The sequence below is a fragment of the Paraburkholderia sp. BR14312 genome (assembly GCF_040948675.1).
In the GTDB taxonomy this organism is placed as follows: Bacteria; Pseudomonadota; Gammaproteobacteria; order Burkholderiales; family Burkholderiaceae; genus Paraburkholderia; species Paraburkholderia nodosa_A.
In genome coordinates this window covers 355,857-372,736 of sequence record NZ_JBFPKI010000002.1, presented here as the reverse complement: position 1 = coordinate 372,736, position 16,880 = coordinate 355,857, and the positions used below count along the sequence as shown (strand labels likewise).

General features: G+C 66.2%; 13 protein-coding genes and 1 tRNA gene. 13 read left to right on the top strand and 1 reads right to left on the bottom strand.

Annotated features, from left to right (window positions below):
- Positions 1-9: 9 nt before the first annotated feature.
- From aceK to bioB, 9 genes are all read left to right on the top strand, one after another.
- Positions 10-1,812, top strand: coding sequence for a bifunctional isocitrate dehydrogenase kinase/phosphatase (aceK, locus tag AB3X98_RS07520; protein WP_368604079.1), 1,803 nt, complete (start codon positions 10-12; stop codon positions 1,810-1,812).
- A gap of 52 nt (positions 1,813-1,864) precedes the next feature.
- Positions 1,865-3,061, top strand: coding sequence for an acetyl-CoA C-acetyltransferase (locus tag AB3X98_RS07515; RefSeq protein WP_069262707.1), 1,197 nt, complete (start codon positions 1,865-1,867; stop codon positions 3,059-3,061).
- An 84-nt stretch (positions 3,062-3,145) separates the two neighbouring features.
- Positions 3,146-3,823, top strand: coding sequence for an SDR family oxidoreductase (locus tag AB3X98_RS07510; RefSeq protein ID WP_069262706.1), 678 nt, complete (start codon positions 3,146-3,148; stop codon positions 3,821-3,823).
- A 53-nt stretch (positions 3,824-3,876) separates the two neighbouring features.
- The gene (locus AB3X98_RS07505) at positions 3,877-4,341 is read left to right on the top strand and encodes a YchJ family protein (protein WP_368603999.1); all 465 of its coding nucleotides are present in this window, start codon (positions 3,877-3,879) and stop codon (positions 4,339-4,341) included.
- A 563-nt stretch (positions 4,342-4,904) separates the two neighbouring features.
- The gene (locus tag AB3X98_RS07500; RefSeq protein ID WP_368603998.1) at positions 4,905-6,299 is read left to right on the top strand and encodes a dienelactone hydrolase family protein; all 1,395 of its coding nucleotides are present in this window, start codon (positions 4,905-4,907) and stop codon (positions 6,297-6,299) included.
- A gap of 415 nt (positions 6,300-6,714) precedes the next feature.
- The gene (gene bioA, locus AB3X98_RS07495; protein ID WP_342948537.1) at positions 6,715-8,085 is read left to right on the top strand and encodes an adenosylmethionine--8-amino-7-oxononanoate transaminase; all 1,371 of its coding nucleotides are present in this window, start codon (positions 6,715-6,717) and stop codon (positions 8,083-8,085) included.
- Position 8,086: 1 nt separating this feature from the next.
- On the top strand, positions 8,087-9,283 hold the full coding sequence (gene bioF / locus AB3X98_RS07490) for an 8-amino-7-oxononanoate synthase (RefSeq protein WP_368603997.1): 1,197 nt from the start codon (positions 8,087-8,089) through the stop codon (positions 9,281-9,283).
- Positions 9,280-9,990, top strand: a complete 711-nt coding sequence (gene bioD, locus AB3X98_RS07485; RefSeq protein ID WP_368603996.1) for a dethiobiotin synthase — start codon at positions 9,280-9,282, stop codon at positions 9,988-9,990. The genes bioF and bioD overlap by 4 nt, the downstream gene beginning before the upstream one ends.
- A 40-nt stretch (positions 9,991-10,030) precedes the next feature.
- A complete protein-coding gene (gene bioB, locus AB3X98_RS07480) occupies positions 10,031-11,125 on the top strand; it encodes a biotin synthase BioB (protein ID WP_368603995.1) in 1,095 nt (364 codons plus the stop codon).
- A gap of 79 nt (positions 11,126-11,204) precedes the next feature.
- Here the strand turns inward: bioB and cytX are convergent, their stop codons facing one another.
- On the bottom strand, positions 11,205-12,521 hold the full coding sequence (cytX, locus tag AB3X98_RS07475; RefSeq protein WP_069262700.1) for a putative hydroxymethylpyrimidine transporter CytX: 1,317 nt from the start codon (positions 12,519-12,521) through the stop codon (positions 11,205-11,207).
- Positions 12,522-12,747: 226 nt separating this feature from the next.
- On the opposite strand from cytX, the gene AB3X98_RS07470 reads away from it, so the two are divergent.
- The 4 genes from AB3X98_RS07470 to map all read left to right on the top strand — a co-directional run bounded on the left by AB3X98_RS07470 (position 12,748) and on the right by map (position 16,815).
- A complete protein-coding gene (locus tag AB3X98_RS07470; RefSeq protein ID WP_368603993.1) occupies positions 12,748-14,079 on the top strand; it encodes a replication-associated recombination protein A in 1,332 nt (443 codons plus the stop codon).
- Between the two features lie 97 nt (positions 14,080-14,176).
- Positions 14,177-15,469: a serine--tRNA ligase gene (gene serS, locus AB3X98_RS07465; protein ID WP_368603992.1), complete on the top strand. Its 1,293-nt coding sequence runs from the start codon at positions 14,177-14,179 to the stop codon at positions 15,467-15,469.
- Between the two features lie 145 nt (positions 15,470-15,614).
- A tRNA-Ser gene (locus AB3X98_RS07460) sits at positions 15,615-15,705 on the top strand.
- Between the two features lie 324 nt (positions 15,706-16,029).
- Positions 16,030-16,815, top strand: coding sequence for a type I methionyl aminopeptidase (gene map, locus AB3X98_RS07455; protein ID WP_069262698.1), 786 nt, complete (start codon positions 16,030-16,032; stop codon positions 16,813-16,815).
- Positions 16,816-16,880 lie beyond the last annotated feature (65 nt).

Sequence of the window (16,880 nt, the reverse complement as noted above, 5' to 3'; positions counted from 1 at the left end):
ATGGCCGCCATGAAACACTTCCCGAAACTGCTTTCTTCGCAGATCGGCTTCGATGTCGCGCAGACCATGCTCGACGGCTTCAACCGTCACTACCACAACTTCTGCGACGCGGCGGCGAGGGCGCGGACGTTCTTCGAGGCCGCCGACTGGCGCGCCCTGCAGCAGCTTGCGCGCGAGCGCATCGCCTCTTACGACGATCGCGTGAAGGAATGCGTGGTCGCGCTCGAAGACGAATACGGTGCCGAGAGCATCGACGACGAGGTGTGGCAGCAGATCAAGCTGCACTACATCGGCCTGCTCACGACGCACCGGCAGCCCGAATGCGCGGAGACGTTCTTCAACTCCGTGTGCTGCAAGATCCTGCATCGCTCGTACTTCAACAACGATTTCATCTTCGTGCGGCCCGCCATCTCGACCGAATACATCGAGAACGACGAGCCCGCCGCGAAGCCCACTTACCGCGCGTACTATCCGGGCAAGGACGGCGTCGCGGCGACGCTCGAGCGCATCGTCACGAACTTCCAGCTGCAGACGCCGTTCGAGGATCTCGGGCGCGACGTCGACTGCATCATGCAGACGATGCTCGACACCTTCGGTGTGGTCGAGCCCAAGCCGAACTTCCAGATTCACGTGCTGTCGTCGCTGTTTTTCCGGCACAAAGGCGCGTATATCGTCGGGCGCATCATCAACGGCGATCTGCTCGCGCCGTTCGTCGTGCCGATCCGTCATGTGGAGTCGGGCAAGCTTGCACTGGACACGGTGCTGCTGCGCACGGAGCAGCTGCTCATCCTCTTCAGCTTCTCGCACTCGTACTTTCTGGTGGACATGGAAGTGCCGTCTGCCTACGTCGAGTTTCTGCGCACCATCATGCCGCGCAAGGCCAAGGGCGAAATCTACACGTCGCTCGGGTTGCAGAAGCAGGGCAAGAACCTGTTCTATCGCGACTTGCTGCACCACCTCTCGCATTCGAGCGACCTGTTCATCGTCGCGCCCGGCATCCGCGGCATGGTGATGATCGTGTTCACGCTGCCTTCGTATCCGTATGTGTTCAAGGTCATCAAGGACAGCTTTCCCGCGCCGAAAGAGACCACGCGCGAGCAGGTCGAAGCGAAGTATCAGCTCGTGAAGCGCCACGACCGGCTTGGGCGCCTTGCCGACACGCTGGAATATTCGAGCGTGGCGCTGCCCATCGCGCGGCTCGACCACGCGCTCGTGCGTGAGCTGCAGACGCTGGCGCCCTCGATGCTCGAGTACGAAGGCGATAACCTCGTGATCCGTCACGTCTACATCGAGCGGCGCATGGTGCCGCTCAATCTCTATCTGCAGAACGGCAGCGACGCGGAAGTCGAGCATGGCATTCGCGAATACGGCAACGCGATCAAGGACCTGCTGCGCGCGAACATCTTTCCGGGCGACATGCTCTACAAGAATTTCGGCGTGACGCGCAACGGCCGCGTGGTGTTTTACGACTACGACGAGATCGAATACCTCACCGACTGCAACGTGCGCGCCGTGCCGCCGCCGCGTAATGAGGAAGACGAACTATCGGGCGAGCCATGGTACCCGGTCGGCCCGCGCGACATCTTTCCGGAGACGTACGGCACATTTTTGCTCGGCGATCCGCGCGTGAAGCGCGCATTTCTCGCCCATCACGCGGACTTCTTCGAGCCCGGGCTCTGGCAGGAAAGCCGCGCGAGGCTCATCGCGGGCGAAGTGCCGGACTGCTTTCCTTACGACGCATCGATTCGTTTTAGCGTGTGTTACCCAGAACGTTTCGCGCGTGAAGACGCGCCGGTCGTGCGCGTTGCCTGAACGCGCGTGCGGCCAACAGCGAATGCAAACGGATTCATCAAGGAGCACAAACATGAGTGAGACGCAAAAGCAGGACGCCATCGTGATCGTTTCGGCGGTGCGCACGCCGATGGCGGGCTTTCAGGGTGATTTCGCGACGCTCACCGCGCCGCAGCTTGGCGCGGCGGCGATCGCGGCGGCCGTCGAGCGCGCCGGGTTGAAGCCCGAACAGGTCGACGAGGTCGTGATGGGCTGCGTGCTGCCCGCGGGGCAGGGCCAGGCGCCCGCGCGCCAGGCGGCGCTCGGCGCGGGGCTGCCGCTCGCAGCGGGTGCCACGACCGTCAACAAGATGTGCGGCTCGGGCATGCGCGCGGCGATGTTCGCGCACGACATGCTGCTGGCGGGTTCGGCCGATGTGATCGTCGCGGGCGGCATGGAGAGCATGTCGAACGCGCCTTATCTGCTGCCGAAGGCGCGCTCCGGCATGCGCATGGGCCACGGCCAGGTGCTCGACCACATGTTCCTCGACGGCCTCGAAGACGCCTATGACAAGGGCCGCCTGATGGGCACGTTCGCGGAAGAATGCGCGGGCGAGTACGACTTCTCGCGCGAGCGCCAGGACGCGTTCGCGATCGAGTCGCTCAAGCGCGCGAAACGCGCCAACGAGGACGGCTCGTTCGCATGGGAGATCGCGCCGGTGAAGGTGGCCTCGCGCGCAGGCGAAACGACCATCGAACGCGACGAGCAGCCGTTCAAGGCCAATCTCGACAAGATCCCGACGCTCAAGCCCGCGTTCAGCAAAACCGGCACGGTGACGGCGGCGAATTCGTCGTCGATTTCGGACGGCGCGGCGGCGCTCGTGATGATGCGCGAATCGACGGCGAAGCAACTCGGCCTCAAGCCGCTCGCACGCGTGACGGGCCATTCGACCTTTGCGCAGCAGCCCGCGAAGTTCACGACGGCGCCGGTGGGTGCGATCAGGAAGCTGTTCGAGAAGACCGGCTGGACGGCCGGCGACGTCGATCTCTACGAGATCAACGAGGCCTTTGCCGTGGTCACGATGGCCGCGATGAAGGAGCACGATCTGCCGCACGAGAAGGTCAACGTGAACGGCGGCGCGTGTGCGCTCGGTCACCCGATCGGCGCTTCGGGCGCACGCATTCTCGTGACGCTGATCGGCGCATTGCGCGCACGCGGCGGCAAACGCGGCGTGGCGACGTTGTGCATCGGCGGCGGAGAGGCCACGGCGATGGGCGTCGAACTGCTGTAGGCTGGCGCCAGACGAAGCGCGCCGCATTGCAAGGCGGGCGGCGCGCTGCAGCGGTTTCCATGCACGGACAAGCAAGGTGACGAGATGAAAACAGCGTTGATCGTGGGCGCGTCGCGGGGCCTGGGTTTCGAGTTCGCGCGGCAGTATGCGAAAGCCGGCTGGCGCGTGCTGGCCACGGCGCGTGGGCCCGAAGCGCTCGAAGCCCTGCGCGCAATCGGCGCGCAGACCTTCCAGCTCGACATCGCGCGACCCGAGGAAATTGCTGCGCTCGGCTGGAAGCTCGACGGCGAACGGCTCGACGTGGCGCTCGTCGTCTGCGGCGTCTACGGCCCGCGCACCGAGGGCGTGGAGACCATCACGGCCGAAGACTTCGAATACGTGATGAACACCAATGTGCGCGGCCCGATGCAGTTGATCCCCGTTCTGTTGCCGCTCGTCGACGACGCCCACGGCGTGCTCGGCGTGCTGTCGAGCCGCATGGGCAGCATTGCGGAGACCACGGGCACGACGGGCTGGCTCTATCGCGCGAGCAAGGCCGCGCTCAACGACGTGCTGAAGATCACCTCGCTGCAAACTCGCCGCGCCACCTGCGTCGCGCTGCATCCGGGCTGGGTGCGCACCGACATGGGCGGCGCGCACGCGGCGATCGACCCGGCGGTGAGCGTCGCCGGCATGCGCGAGGTGGTGGCCGAGGCGGCCGCCGCGCGCGACGTCTTCAATGGCCGCTTCTTCCAGTACGACGGCACCGAACTCGACTGGTAAAGCGCCGCCCGTCTACGCTACGCTTGCGGCCTCTCGCAACGGAGCCTCGACCCATGAACGCTGAAACCGCGCGCGTTGTCCCGCCCGCCACCCGGCCCACCGATTGTCCTTGCGGCGGCGCTGCGCCCAACCAGAAGGCAGTCAGCAAGCCGCCGCGTTACGCGCAGTGCTGTGGCCGCTTCATCGACGCAGCGGCGATCCCCGCCACGGCGCTCGAGCTGATGCGCTCGCGCTACACGGCCTACGTGCTGGGTGAGGAGGCGTATCTGCGCTCGACGTGGGCGCCCGAAACCTGTCCCGCCGATCTCGACGTCGATCCCGCAGCCGAAGGCGCCCCGCGCTGGCTGGGTCTCGCGGTGAAGCGCCACGAACAACGCAACGACGCGCACGCGATCGTCGAATTCGTCGCGCGCTACAAAACGGGCGGCCGCGCGTTCCGGCTGCACGAGACGAGCCGCTTTACGCGCGGCGACGACGGCCGCTGGCGTTATGTTGACGGCGACGTTTCGTCGGGCTAACGAATAACTGACTGCCGGCAATATTTTCCGCAGCGAATTCCCTCGCCGGTTCTCTAACGACGCCGAAATTAATGCCTTTGCAAACAGGCGCTTACTGCAGAATCCCGCGGCTGTTGTCCGCGCGCGACGCTCACCACCCGGACCTTTTTTAAAACGCGCGCGTCCGGCGCGGGCCGAAAGTGCTGCGTCCGCCTTGCCTCATAGGGCCGCGCGAGGTTGGCATGCGTTATGCCGGGTTAGCCCTGAATTGCACAACAAATATTTGTCGTGCGAGTATCTAATCACGGTGCCCCGCACGATACGTAAGTGCATAGTGAAGAAGTTTTTTCACGTGATGCGTGTATCGACTGCAATGGGTGCTGGCGGCGGGTCTGATCGACGATAGAACTGCGCCGCGCAGGTGTTCCGATCGATGCAATTCCCCGTTACGGGTACACGCCCGCTCCTGGCTTCGCGGCCAGGCGCAACGGTGTCTCGTTGTGCCCTGAAAGGGCTGAAGCGTGGGTAATGGTCGGACGGTTGTCGGGTTCACAGCAGCAGGTCTTTTGCAGGTGGTGTAGCGCATGGCGTTCAGGAAGCTCCTTACCGGATGGGTCGTAGCCGGCACCGCGTGTGTGCTTTCGGTGGCTCACGCAGCGTCGCTTTCCGATCCGGCAAGTGCGAGCGCGAACGCGCAACTCGCCGCCAACACCCCGGCCACGCATTCCGCCAACGGCCCCCAATCCAGCCTCGCAGGCGGTCCCCTCGGCAGCGCCAACGTGCCGCGCATCGCGCTCGACGACGCGTATCTGCCCGTCGTGCCCGCCAGCATGAACGAGCAGGTGATCCGCGTTCCCGTCGATGCATCGGGTGACGTCACGCTCGAAACCACGATTTACCGCCCGAACGGCCCCGGCCCGTTCCCGATGGTGATCTTCAACCACGGCAAGATTCCCGGCGACCCGCACCTCCAGTCACGCAGCGACCCGCTCTCGTTCGCGCGCGAATTCGTGCGCCGCGGCTACGTCGTCGTCGCGCCGAACCGCCAGGGCTTCGCGGAGTCGGGTGGCTCGTATCAGCAGGACGGCTGCGATGTCGCGAACAACGGCCTCGGCCAGGCGGCCGATGTTGCTTCGACCATCGCGTACATGTCGAAGCAGCCTTATGTCGACGCGAGCCAGATCATCGTCGCGGGCACCTCGCACGGCGGCCTTGCCACCATGGCCTATGGCACCGAGGCGGCCAACGGCGTGCGCGCACTCATCAACTTCTCGGGCGGCCTGCGCCAGGACGCCTGCACGGGTTGGCAGAACAACCTGACGCAGGCATTCGGCGACTATGGCGGCAAGGCCCGCGTGGCCTCGCTCTGGCTCTACGGCGACAACGACTCGGTCTGGTCGCCCGATCTCGTCGCGAAGATGTTCGCCGCTTACCGCGACGCCCAGACGGGTGAGGATCACCCGGCCGCGACGGCCAAGCTCGTGGACTTCGGCGCCTACAAGAACGACGCGCATCGCCTCGTGGGCGATCGCGACGGCGTGAAGATCTGGTGGCCGACGGTCGAGGCGTTCCTCGCCAACCGCGGCCTGCCGACGGCGGTGCAGTATCGCGTGGCCACGCCGGTCGCGCCGCGCGGCACCGGCTTCGCGCAGATCGACTCGGTCGGCGCGGTGCCGTTCGTCGATCAGGCCGGCCGCGACGGTTATCGCAACTTCCTCAAGCAGTATCCGAGCCGCGCCTTCGCGGTGTCCGACTCCGGCGCGTGGTCGTGGGCCGAAGGCGGCGACAACCCGATGGCCGTGGCGATCTCGAACTGTGAAAAGCACAGCGCCGATCCTTGCCGCCTCTACGCCGTCAACAACACGGTGGTCTGGAACAACGGCGGCACGCAGACCGCCCAGACCGACGAGAGCGACACCACGCGCGCCACGGCGGACAACACCGCCAACGACAGCGACCACCCGCTGGCGAGCCGGTAAGGACCGCTGCGCGGCGAGCGCCGGGCTCACACTCTCCATCGCGTTTGAAGCTTGCGGCCCCAGAGCGGGCCGCTTTGCCTTTGCGCGGCCCATTGCCTCGCACGCAACCCGTTGTGCCGCCCACTATCGGCTGACTTTCGCACGCCTGCGCCGGCGGACGCGTCGCCAAAAATATCCGCCGCGCCGTCCTGCGTTCTGCAATTTCGCACCGCCGCGCAGATTTTTTTGCGTAGGGCGGGTTCACTTTGCCGTCGTCATCTCCGCGCATTTCTGGTCTTTCTTTTCCATCGGTCCGGAGTTGTCCCGAACGGCGCGAAACGCCGCACCGCCGTGCGTTGGAGGGCGATTTCCGGGGTAGTGCATTGCGGCAGCTAACACGTTAATCTCGGTCCCGCTGTCGTATCGGGAGTCGTATTTGAATTCGCAATCTCACCTTGCCCGCGAAGATCGCGCCGCGACCGATTGGGTCGCTCGCAGCCTGCGCGCCGTGTGGCACCCTTGCACACAGATGAAACATCACGAGCGCCTGCCGCTCGTGGCCGTCGCACGCGGCGAAGGCCCGTGGCTGCATGACCGCGAGGGCCGCCGTTACCTGGACGCGATCAGTTCGTGGTGGGTGAACCTCTTCGGCCACGCCAACGCCTCGATCAATGCCGCGCTCAAGGCGCAACTCGACACGCTCGAGCACGTCATGCTCGCGGGCTGCACGCACGAGCCCGCCGTGGAGCTCGCCGAGCGGCTGTCGGCGCGCACGGGCGGCGTGCTTGGCCACGCGTTCTTCGCTTCCGACGGCGCGTCGGCCGTCGAAATCGCGCTCAAGATGAGCTTTCATTCGTGGCGCAACCGCGGCGAGAGCGGCAAGCGTGAATTCGTCTGCCTTGCCAACAGCTATCACGGCGAGACCATCGGCGCGCTCGGCGTGACCGATGTGAAGCTCTTCAGGGATGCGTACGATCCGTTGCTGCATCACGCGCATGTGGTCGCTTCGCCCGACGCCCGCGCGGCGCAACCCGGCCAAACGGCGGCGGATGTCGCCGCGCGCGCGCTGGCCGATGTCGAGCGTCTTTTCATCGAGCGCGAGGGGCGCATCGCTGCGTTGATCGTCGAGCCGCTCGTGCAGTGCGCCGCCGGCATGGCGATGCACGATCCCGCGTATCTCAAGGGCCTGCGCGCGCTGTGCGACCGCCATCGCGTTCACCTGATCGCCGATGAAATCGCCGTAGGCTGCGGGCGCACCGGCACGTTCTTCGCGTGCGAGCAGGCCGACATCTGGCCCGATCTGCTCACGCTCTCGAAGGGCATCAGCGGCGGCTATCTGCCGCTTTCGATCGTGCTGTCGCGCGACGCGATCTACGAGTCGTTCTACGACGACGACACGACGCGCGGCTTCCTCCATTCGCATTCGTACACGGGCAATCCGCTCGCGTGCCGCGCCGCGCTCGCCACGCTCGATTTGTTCGAGCGCGATGACGTGCTGGTTGCGAACGCCCGCAAATCGGCGCATCTGCGCGAATTGTTCGATCCTCTCGCCGCGCATCCGCTCGTGCGCAACCTGCGCCAGTGCGGCACGATTCTCGCGTTCGACGTGGCGCTCGAAGACGCGCAGCGCGCGGCGACGTTTTCGCGCCGCTTCTTCGAAAACGCACTGCAGCGCGAACTGCTGCTGCGCCCGATCGGTACGACGGTCTACGTCATGCCGCCGTATATTCTGGACAACGAAATGCAGGCGTTCCTCGCTGCACGCACGCGCGAGACTTTCGACGCCACCGTCGCGGAGGACCTCTGACATGGCATTGCTCGATACCCTCGAACAGGGCTTGCGCGATATCGACGCGCACGGCCTGCGCCGGCGCCGCCGCACCGCCGAGACGCCTTGCAGCGCCCATATGCAGGTGGACGGCCGCGCGACTATCGGTTTTGCCAGCAACGACTATCTCGGTCTCGCCGCGCACCCGCAACTGGTCGCGGCCATCGCTGAAGGCGCGCAGCGTTACGGCGCGGGCAGCGGCGGCTCGCATCTGCTCGGTGGCCACTCGCGCGCTCACGCCCAACTCGAAGACGATCTCGCGGCATTCGCGGGCACCTTCGTCGCTGCGCCGCGCGCGCTGTACTTCAGCACCGGCTACATGGCCAACCTGGCCGTGCTCACGGCGCTCGCGGGGCGCGGCACGACGATCTTTTCCGATGCGCTCAACCACGCCTCGCTGATCGACGGCGCGCGGCTCTCGCGCGCCGACATCCAGATCTATCCGCATGCCGACATGGCGGCGCTCGCCGCGATGCTCGAAGCCTCCGACGCGAGCGCGAAGCTGATCGTGAGCGACACGGTGTTCAGCATGGACGGCGATGTCGCGCCGCTTGCGCGTCTCGTCGAACTGGCGCAACAGCATGGCGCGTGGCTCGTGGTCGACGACGCACACGGTTTCGGTGTACTGGGCCCCCAAGGCCGCGGCGCGCTCGCGCAAGCCGCGCTGCGCTCGGAGCATCTGGTGATGGTCGGCACACTCGGGAAGGCGGCGGGCGTGTCGGGCGCGTTTATTTGCGCGCATGGCACCGTGATCGAGTGGCTCGTGCAGCGTGCGCGTCCGTACATCTTCACCACGGCTTCGTCGCCGGCGGTTGCGCATGCGGTGTCCGCGAGCCTGCGTTTGATCGAAGGCGAGGAGGGCAATGCGCGCCGCGCGCATCTCAAGCATCTGATCGCGCGCACGCGTGCGCTGCTCAGCGATACCTGCTGGCAACCCGTCGATTCGCATACCGCCGTGCAGCCGCTCGTCATCGGCGCGAACGAAGCGACGCTCGCGCTGCAGGCCACGCTCGAGCGCGACGGCCTGTGGGTGCCCGCCATTCGTCCACCGACCGTGCCCGAGGGCACCTCGCGTCTGCGCATTTCGCTCTCCGCTGCGCATTCGGATGCCGACCTCGACCGGCTGAACGCATCGCTGCAACGCGCGAGCCTCGAGGCACGGGAGCTTGTGCAATGACGGTTTCGCTTTTCGTCACCGGCACCGATACCGAGATCGGCAAGACCTTCGTGAGCGCGGCGCTGCTGCGCGGCTTCGCCCGCGCGGGGCTGCGCGCCACGGCGCTCAAGCCGATCGCCGCGGGCGCTTACGAGCGCGACGGCGTGTGGCACAACGAGGACGCCGATCAGCTCGACGCCGCCGCGAGCGTGCTGCTGCCGCCCGAGATCCGCACGCCGTTCCTGCTCAAGGAGCCCGCCGCGCCGCACATCGCCGCCGCGCTCGAAGGCGTGACGCTCGATATGGCGCGCATCGTCGATTGCTACGAGGCGGCCTGCGAGCGCGCGGATGCCGTCGTCGTGGAAGGCGTGGGCGGTTTTCGCGTGCCTCTTACGCCGACCGAAGACACCGCCGATCTCGCCGTCGCGCTCGGTCTGCCCGTCGTGCTCGTGGTGGGCATGCGCCTCGGCTGCATCAGCCACGCGCTGCTCACTGCCGAAGCGATTGCCGCGCGCGGACTGACGCTCGCGGGCTGGGTCGCGAACCGTATCGACCCGGCCATGACGTTCCCCGAGGAAAACATCGGCACGCTGCGCGAGCGCCTCGCCGCCCAGTACGGCGCGCCGCTCGTCGGCGTCGTGCCGCACATGCGCGGTGCGAGCGCTGACGACGCAGCCGGACATCTGAACATCGATGCGTTGCTCGCACGCCTGCGCGCCAACGCGTAATGCAAGACAAGCACAGTCACGTAAAGAAGGACCCGACACCATGACGCAAACCCACATCGACATCACAACGCTCAAGGCCACCGCGCCGAGCGCCCAGGCCGCCGCCGAAGCCGCCGCACGCTGGAAAGTCGCCGACGTCGCCGCACTGTACGAGTTGCCGTTCAACGACCTGATGTTCCGCGCGCAGCAGGTGCATCGCGAGCATTTCGATGCGAACGCCGTGCAGCTTTCCACGCTTCTCTCGATCAAGACCGGCGGCTGCGAGGAAGACTGCGCGTACTGCCCGCAATCGGCGCATCACGACACGGAACTGGAAGCCGGCAAGCTGATGGAAGTCGACGCCGTGCTGGACGCGGCGCGCGCGGCCAAGGCAAACGGCGCGACGCGCTTTTGCATGGGCGCGGCGTGGCGCAATCCGAAGGATCGCCACCTCGAACCGATCAAGGACATGATCCGCGGCGTGAAGGCGATGGGTCTCGAAACCTGCGTGACGCTCGGCATGCTCGAAGATCACCAGGCGAAGGCGTTGGCCGATGCGGGCCTCGACTACTACAACCATAACCTCGATACGTCGCCGGAGTTCTACGGCAAGATCATTTCGACGCGCACCTACGAGGACCGCCTCGAGACGCTCGAACGCGTGCGTGACGCGGGCATCAACGTGTGCTGCGGCGGCATCGTCGGCATGGGCGAGTCGCGCCGCGAGCGCGCGGGCCTGATCGCCCAGCTCGCGAACATGGAGCCGTATCCGGAGTCGGTGCCCATCAACAACCTCGTGCAAGTCGCGGGCACGCCGCTCGAAGGCACGGAACCGATCGACCCATTCGAATTCGTGCGCACGATCGCGGTGGCGCGCATCACGATGCCCAAGGCGATGGTGCGCCTCTCGGCGGGCCGCGAGCAGATGGACGACGCGCTCCAGGCACTGTGCTTCATGGCGGGCGCGAACTCGATTTTCTACGGCGACCAGCTGCTCACCACGAGCAACCCGCAGGCGCAAGCCGACCGCAAGCTGCTGCAGCGCCTGGGCATCACGGCGCAGGCCGCGCAGCATCTGCCCGCCGACGACCACGCTCATCACGACCATCACGGCCACCACGGCCATGCGCACGGCGGCTGCGGCCATTGCGAGTGACGCTGCGCATGTCGCCAAAAGCAAAAACGCCAGGCTGCGTAGCCTGGCGTTTTTTATTGTCCAGCGAAAGTACGGCGCGTTACGCGTAAGCCGCGCGCCGGCGCCCCGCGAGCACGAGATAGCACAGTGCGCCGATCACGAGCGAAGGCAGCGTCGCGCCGAGATTCGGCAGCCACTGGTTGAGCGCCTGATACGCGCCGAAACCGACCACCCACGCGACGAACGCGCTCACGTGCCAGCCGCCCGAATAGCCATAGGCGCCGTTCAGATCGGCGAGGGCCTGGGTGTCGATGCGGCGGCGGCGCACGATGAAGTGATCGGCGAGCACTACCCCGAAGAGCGGCGCGAACACCGAGCCGATAAAGAGCAGGAAGTTCTCGTACTTCGCCATCGGCACGACGAGGCCGATCAGCGTGCACAGCGCGCCGAACGCCGCCGAGAGCCAGGGCACACTGGCGCGCGTCCAGAACGTGCCGGTCGAGACCGCGGCCGAGTGGATATCGGCGAAGGCATTGTCGATTTCGTCGATCAGCACGAGCAGCAGCGCGAAGCCGCCGCCGGCCTGCGCGAGCGCCGTGGTGAGGAGGGCGTCGCCGCCGCCCGCGGCGAGGCCGTAGATCGCGCCGAGCGCATAGAACCACAGGTTCGCGATGCCATAGCCGAACAGCGTGCCGCGGAAGGTTTCGCCCGCCTTGCGGCCGAACCGCGTGTAGTCGGCGATGAGCGGCAGCCACGAGAGCGGCATCGCCACCACGAGGTCGATGGCGCTGCCAAACGGCATTTCGCCCGTGCCGGGGCGGCGCATCAGCGCGCCCAGGTCCTGCTTCACGAGCAGGCTCCACGTGAGCCAGGCGGCGCCCGCGAGCAGCAGCCAGATGCCCCACGTGCGCAGGAAGCGCCGCACGAAGGAGAGCGGCCCGCTCACGGCGAGCAGCGTGGCGAGCACGCCGAAGATCACGGTCCAGACGAGCGGCATCGACAGGCCGAAGGCTTGTTTGGCGAGCGCATCGGCGGAATCGCGCATCACGATGATCTCGAACGAGCCCCAGCCCACGAGCTGCACCATGTTGATGACGGCCGGCACCGACACGCCGCGCACGCCGAGCGTCGGGCGCAGCGACGACATGGCGGCGAGGCCCGTGTCCGTGCCGATCACGCCCGCGAGCGCGAGCAGCACGACGCCGATCACGCTGCCGATGACGATGGCCATAAGCGCGTGGGGCAGCGAGAGGCCCGGCACGAGCAGCGCGCCTGCCTGCGCGACGAGCAGGCCGATGCCGAGCGAAAACCATAGCGCGAAGGCGTCGCCGGTGCGGAACTGGCGGCGCGCGTCGGGCACGGGCACGTTCGGCGCGTAGGTGGAGCCGGTCTCGCCGGCGTGCGAATCTTGAGTCATGTGGAACGCTTTCCTCTGTATCGTCTGTTTTGTCTGTTTTGTCCGGGTGCGTTGGCTTCAGCAGCTCGGCCCGCGCTTCGCGCCGCGGCGCACGCTGTCATAATGCACGACTGCATCCGGTGCGGCGCGCCGTTTTGTGGAGCGGGGCGCTGTGTCCCCGAATCTGCCACCGAATTTGCCACACATATGTGGCCAGCCGGAAAGCCGTCATTATCGCGAAAACGTCATGTTTGAAGAAACCCGTGCCAACGTCCCGCTCGCCGAACGGCTGCGCCCGCGCTCCATCGACGAGGTCATCGGCCAGAAGCATCTGCTCGGGCCCAACAAGCCGCTGCGCGTCGCGTTCGAGTCCGGCGAAGCGCATTCGATGATTCTCTGGGGGCCGCCGGGCGTGGGCAAGACCACGCTCGCGCGCCTCATGGCCGATGCCTTCCACGCCGAATTCATTGCGCTCTCGGCGGTGCTTTCGGGCGTGAAGGACATCCGCGAGGCCGTGGAGCAGGCGCAGCTGCATCGTGCGCATGGCCACCAGACGCTCGTGTTCGTCGACGAGGTCCATCGCTTCAACAAGAGCCAGCAAGACGCCTTCCTGCCGCACGTGGAGTCGGGCCTCTTCGTGTTCGTCGGCGCGACGACGGAAAACCCGTCGTTCGAGGTGAACAGCGCGTTGCTTTCGCGCGCCGCCGTGTACGTGCTCAAGAGCCTCGACGAGGAAGAGCAGGGCGAACTGCTCGCGCGCGCGAGCGAGGAACTGGGCGGCCTGACTTTCACGGATGAAGCGAAGAAGGCGTTGATCGGTTCCGCCGACGGCGACGGGCGCAAGCTCCTGAACAACCTCGAAATCGTCGCGCGCGCGGCCGCCCAGCAAAAGAAAACCGAGATCGACGGCGAATTGCTCGGCAGCGCGCTGGCGGAGAACCTGCGCCGCTTCGACAAGGGCGGCGACGCCTTCTACGACCAGATCAGCGCGCTGCACAAGTCGGTGCGCGGCAGCAATCCGGACGGCGCGCTCTACTGGTTCTGCCGCATGCTCGACGGCGGCGCGGACCCGCGCTATCTCGCGCGGCGCATCGTGCGCATGGCGTGGGAGGACATCGGCCTGGCCGACCCGCGCGCCGGGCGCATCACGCTCGATGCCGCTGAAACCTACGAGCGCCTCGGTTCGCCCGAAGGCGAACTCGCGCTCGCGCAGGCCGTGATCTATCTGGCCGTCGCGCCGAAGTCGAACGCGGGCTACAACGCCTATAACGAGGCGCGGCGCTTCGTGAGCAAGGACCAGTCGCGCGCGGTGCCCATCCATCTGCGCAATGCGCCGACGAAGCTGATGAAGGAGCTGGGCTACGGTCACGAATATCGCTACGCGCACGACGAACCCGACGCCTACGCAGCCGGCGAGACCTATCTGCCCGACGGCATGCGCGAGCCGCGCTGGTATCAGCCCACGCCGCGCGGGCTCGAGGGCAAGATCGGCGAAAAGCTCGCGCGCCTGGCCGACCTCGACGCGCAATGGCGCGAGGAGCACCGCGAGGACATCCGCGAGAGGAAGCGCAAGGGCTGAATCGCCCCGAACAACGGCGATGCCCGCCGCGCCGGGATGGCCCGGCCGGTGCGCTAAAATCGTCCCTTCACACAACGAAACTGCGTCTCACAATCCCATGCTCGACATCCAGCTGCTGCGCAAAGACCTCGACGGCGTCGCGAAGCGCCTCGCCGACCGCGGCTACACCCTCGACGTCGCGGCCTTCTCCGCGCTCGAAGCGGAACGCCGCGCCATCCAGACCCGCACCGAAGAGCTCCAGGCGCGCCGCAACATCCTGTCGAAGCAGATCGGCGCGATGAAAGGCCGTGGCGAGGACACCTCGGCGGTCATGGCCGAAGTGGGCGGCATCGGCGACGAGATGAAGACGTCGGCGGCCAAGCTCGACGAGATCCAGTCGAAGCTCTCGGACCTGCTGCTCGGCGTGCCGAACCTGCCGCACGAAAGCGTGCCCGCGGGCAAGGACGAGGCCGACAACGTGGAAGTGCGCCGCTGGGGCACGCCGCGCGCGTTCGACTTCGAGGTGAAGGATCACGTGGATGTCGGCACGCCGCTGGGTCTGGACTTCGAAACGGGCGCAAAGCTCTCGGGCGCCCGCTTCACGATGCTGCGCGGCCAGATCGCGCGCCTGCACCGCGCGCTCGCGCAGTTCATGATCGACACCCACACGCTCCACCACGGCTACACGGAAACGTACACGCCCTACATCGTCAACCCGGAAATCCTGTACGGCACGGGCCAGCTGCCCAAGTTCGCCGACGACATGTTCCGCGTGGAAAAGGGCGGCGGCGAAAACACGGTCACCCAGTACCTCATTTCGACTTCAGAAATCTCGCTCACGAACACCGTGCGCGAGAGCATCGTGGAAGGCAGCGCGCTGCCGATCAAGCTCACGGCGCATTCGCCGTGCTTCCGCTCGGAAGCCGGTTCGTATGGCCGCGACACGCGCGGCATGATCCGTCAGCACCAGTTCGACAAGGTCGAGATGGTGCAGATCGTTGCGCCCGAAACGTCGTACGACGCGCTCGAGCAGATGGTCGTCCACGCGGAAACCATCCTGCAGAAGCTCGGCCTGCCGTATCGCGTCATCACGCTGTGCACGGGCGACATGGGTTTCTCGGCCACCAAGACGTATGACCTCGAAGTGTGGCTGCCTGCGCAGAACACGTATCGCGAAATTTCGAGCTGCTCGAACACGGAAGCGTTCCAGGCGCGCCGCATGCAGGCGCGCTATCGCAACGCGCAGGGCAAGCCGGAACTCGTGCACACGCTCAACGGCTCGGGCCTCGCCGTCGGCCGCACGCTGGTTGCCGTGCTGGAGAACTATCAGGAAGCCGATGGCTCGGTCGCCGTGCCGGAGGTGCTGCGGCCGTATATGGGCGGCGTGGCGCGTCTCGAAGCCGGCGCCTGAGGCGCTGTCTCGCGCGCAGGACATGTGATTCCTTGCCCTCGAAACTTTTTTCCGATGAGGGCTTGCAGAAGTCAAAAAATGTTCTATAATCTTCGCTTCTCCGGTTGCCGACCAACACCGGGGAAGCAGTAAAGAGCCGTACACCGGAGAGGTGGCAGAGTGGTCGAATGTACCTGACTCGAAATCAGGCGTACGGTTTCCCCGTACCGTGGGTTCGAATCCCACCCTCTCCGCCAGATTCAGAAAACCCCTGCATGCTTACCCGCTGCAGGGGTTTTTGCTTTTCTGCTCGAGTTCCGGCATGCAGGCCGGCGCGCGCATTCACTTGCGCTTGGGGTCATGATCGGACTGCCAGCGCGCGATGTAAGATATTTCTCATTCTTGACGGCGGCTTTTGCTCGAACGATCGGAGATCTCTGAAAATTCGGCGTCCGGCGTCATCGGGATGACACAGATTGCTGCGGGTTGCTGCGCTGGCGACGCCGCAGCGCCGGTACAATCGCTCCTTTGAATTGCGGCGCAGGCTTCTCTGTCACCGCCGCGCCCACTCCGGTCCATCGATGCCTATCACCTACAAGTCTGCCGATGATCTCGCCCGCCTGCGCATTTCGGGCCGGCTCGCCGCCGACGTGCTCGCGATGATCGGCGAGCACGTGAAGCCGGGCGTCTCCACCGACGACCTCGACGCGATCTGCAACGACTACATCGTCAACACGCTCAAGGCCGTGCCGGCCAATGTCGGCTACCTCGGCTTTCCGAAGACGATCTGCACGTCCGTCAATTCCGTGGTCTGCCACGGCATTCCGAATCGCGGCGAGGTGCTCAAGGACGGCGACATCATCAACATCGACGTGGCCGTGATCAAGGACGGCTATTTCGGGGACACGAGCCGCATGTACTGCGTCGGCACGCCGAGTTCGGTGGGTCGCCAGCTGATCGACACGACCTACGAGGCGATGCTCGCGGGCATCCGCCAGGTGAAGCCGGGGGCGACGCTCGGCGACGTCGGCAACGCCATCCAGAAGCGCGCCCAGGCGGACGGCTTCTCGATCGTGCGCGAGTACTGCGGCCACGGCATCGGCAAGGTCTACCACGAGGAACCGCAGGTGCTGCACTACGGCCAGCCGGGGCAGGGCGTGCGCCTGAAGCCGGGCATGGTCTTCACGATCGAGCCGATGGTCAACGCGGGCCGCGCCGGCACATCGGTGCAGCGCGACGGCTGGACGGTCGTCACGAAGGACCGCTCGCTTTCGGCGCAGTGGGAACACATGGTCGCGGTTACCGACGACGGCTACGAACTCCTCACGCCCTGGCCGGACGGCACAGGCGCCTACGAGGCCCCGTGAGCGTGGCTGTGCGGCCTCTGGGGCCGTCTGTCAAGGCTCGCGCGCGGGGCGTCGCGTGCCGGCAA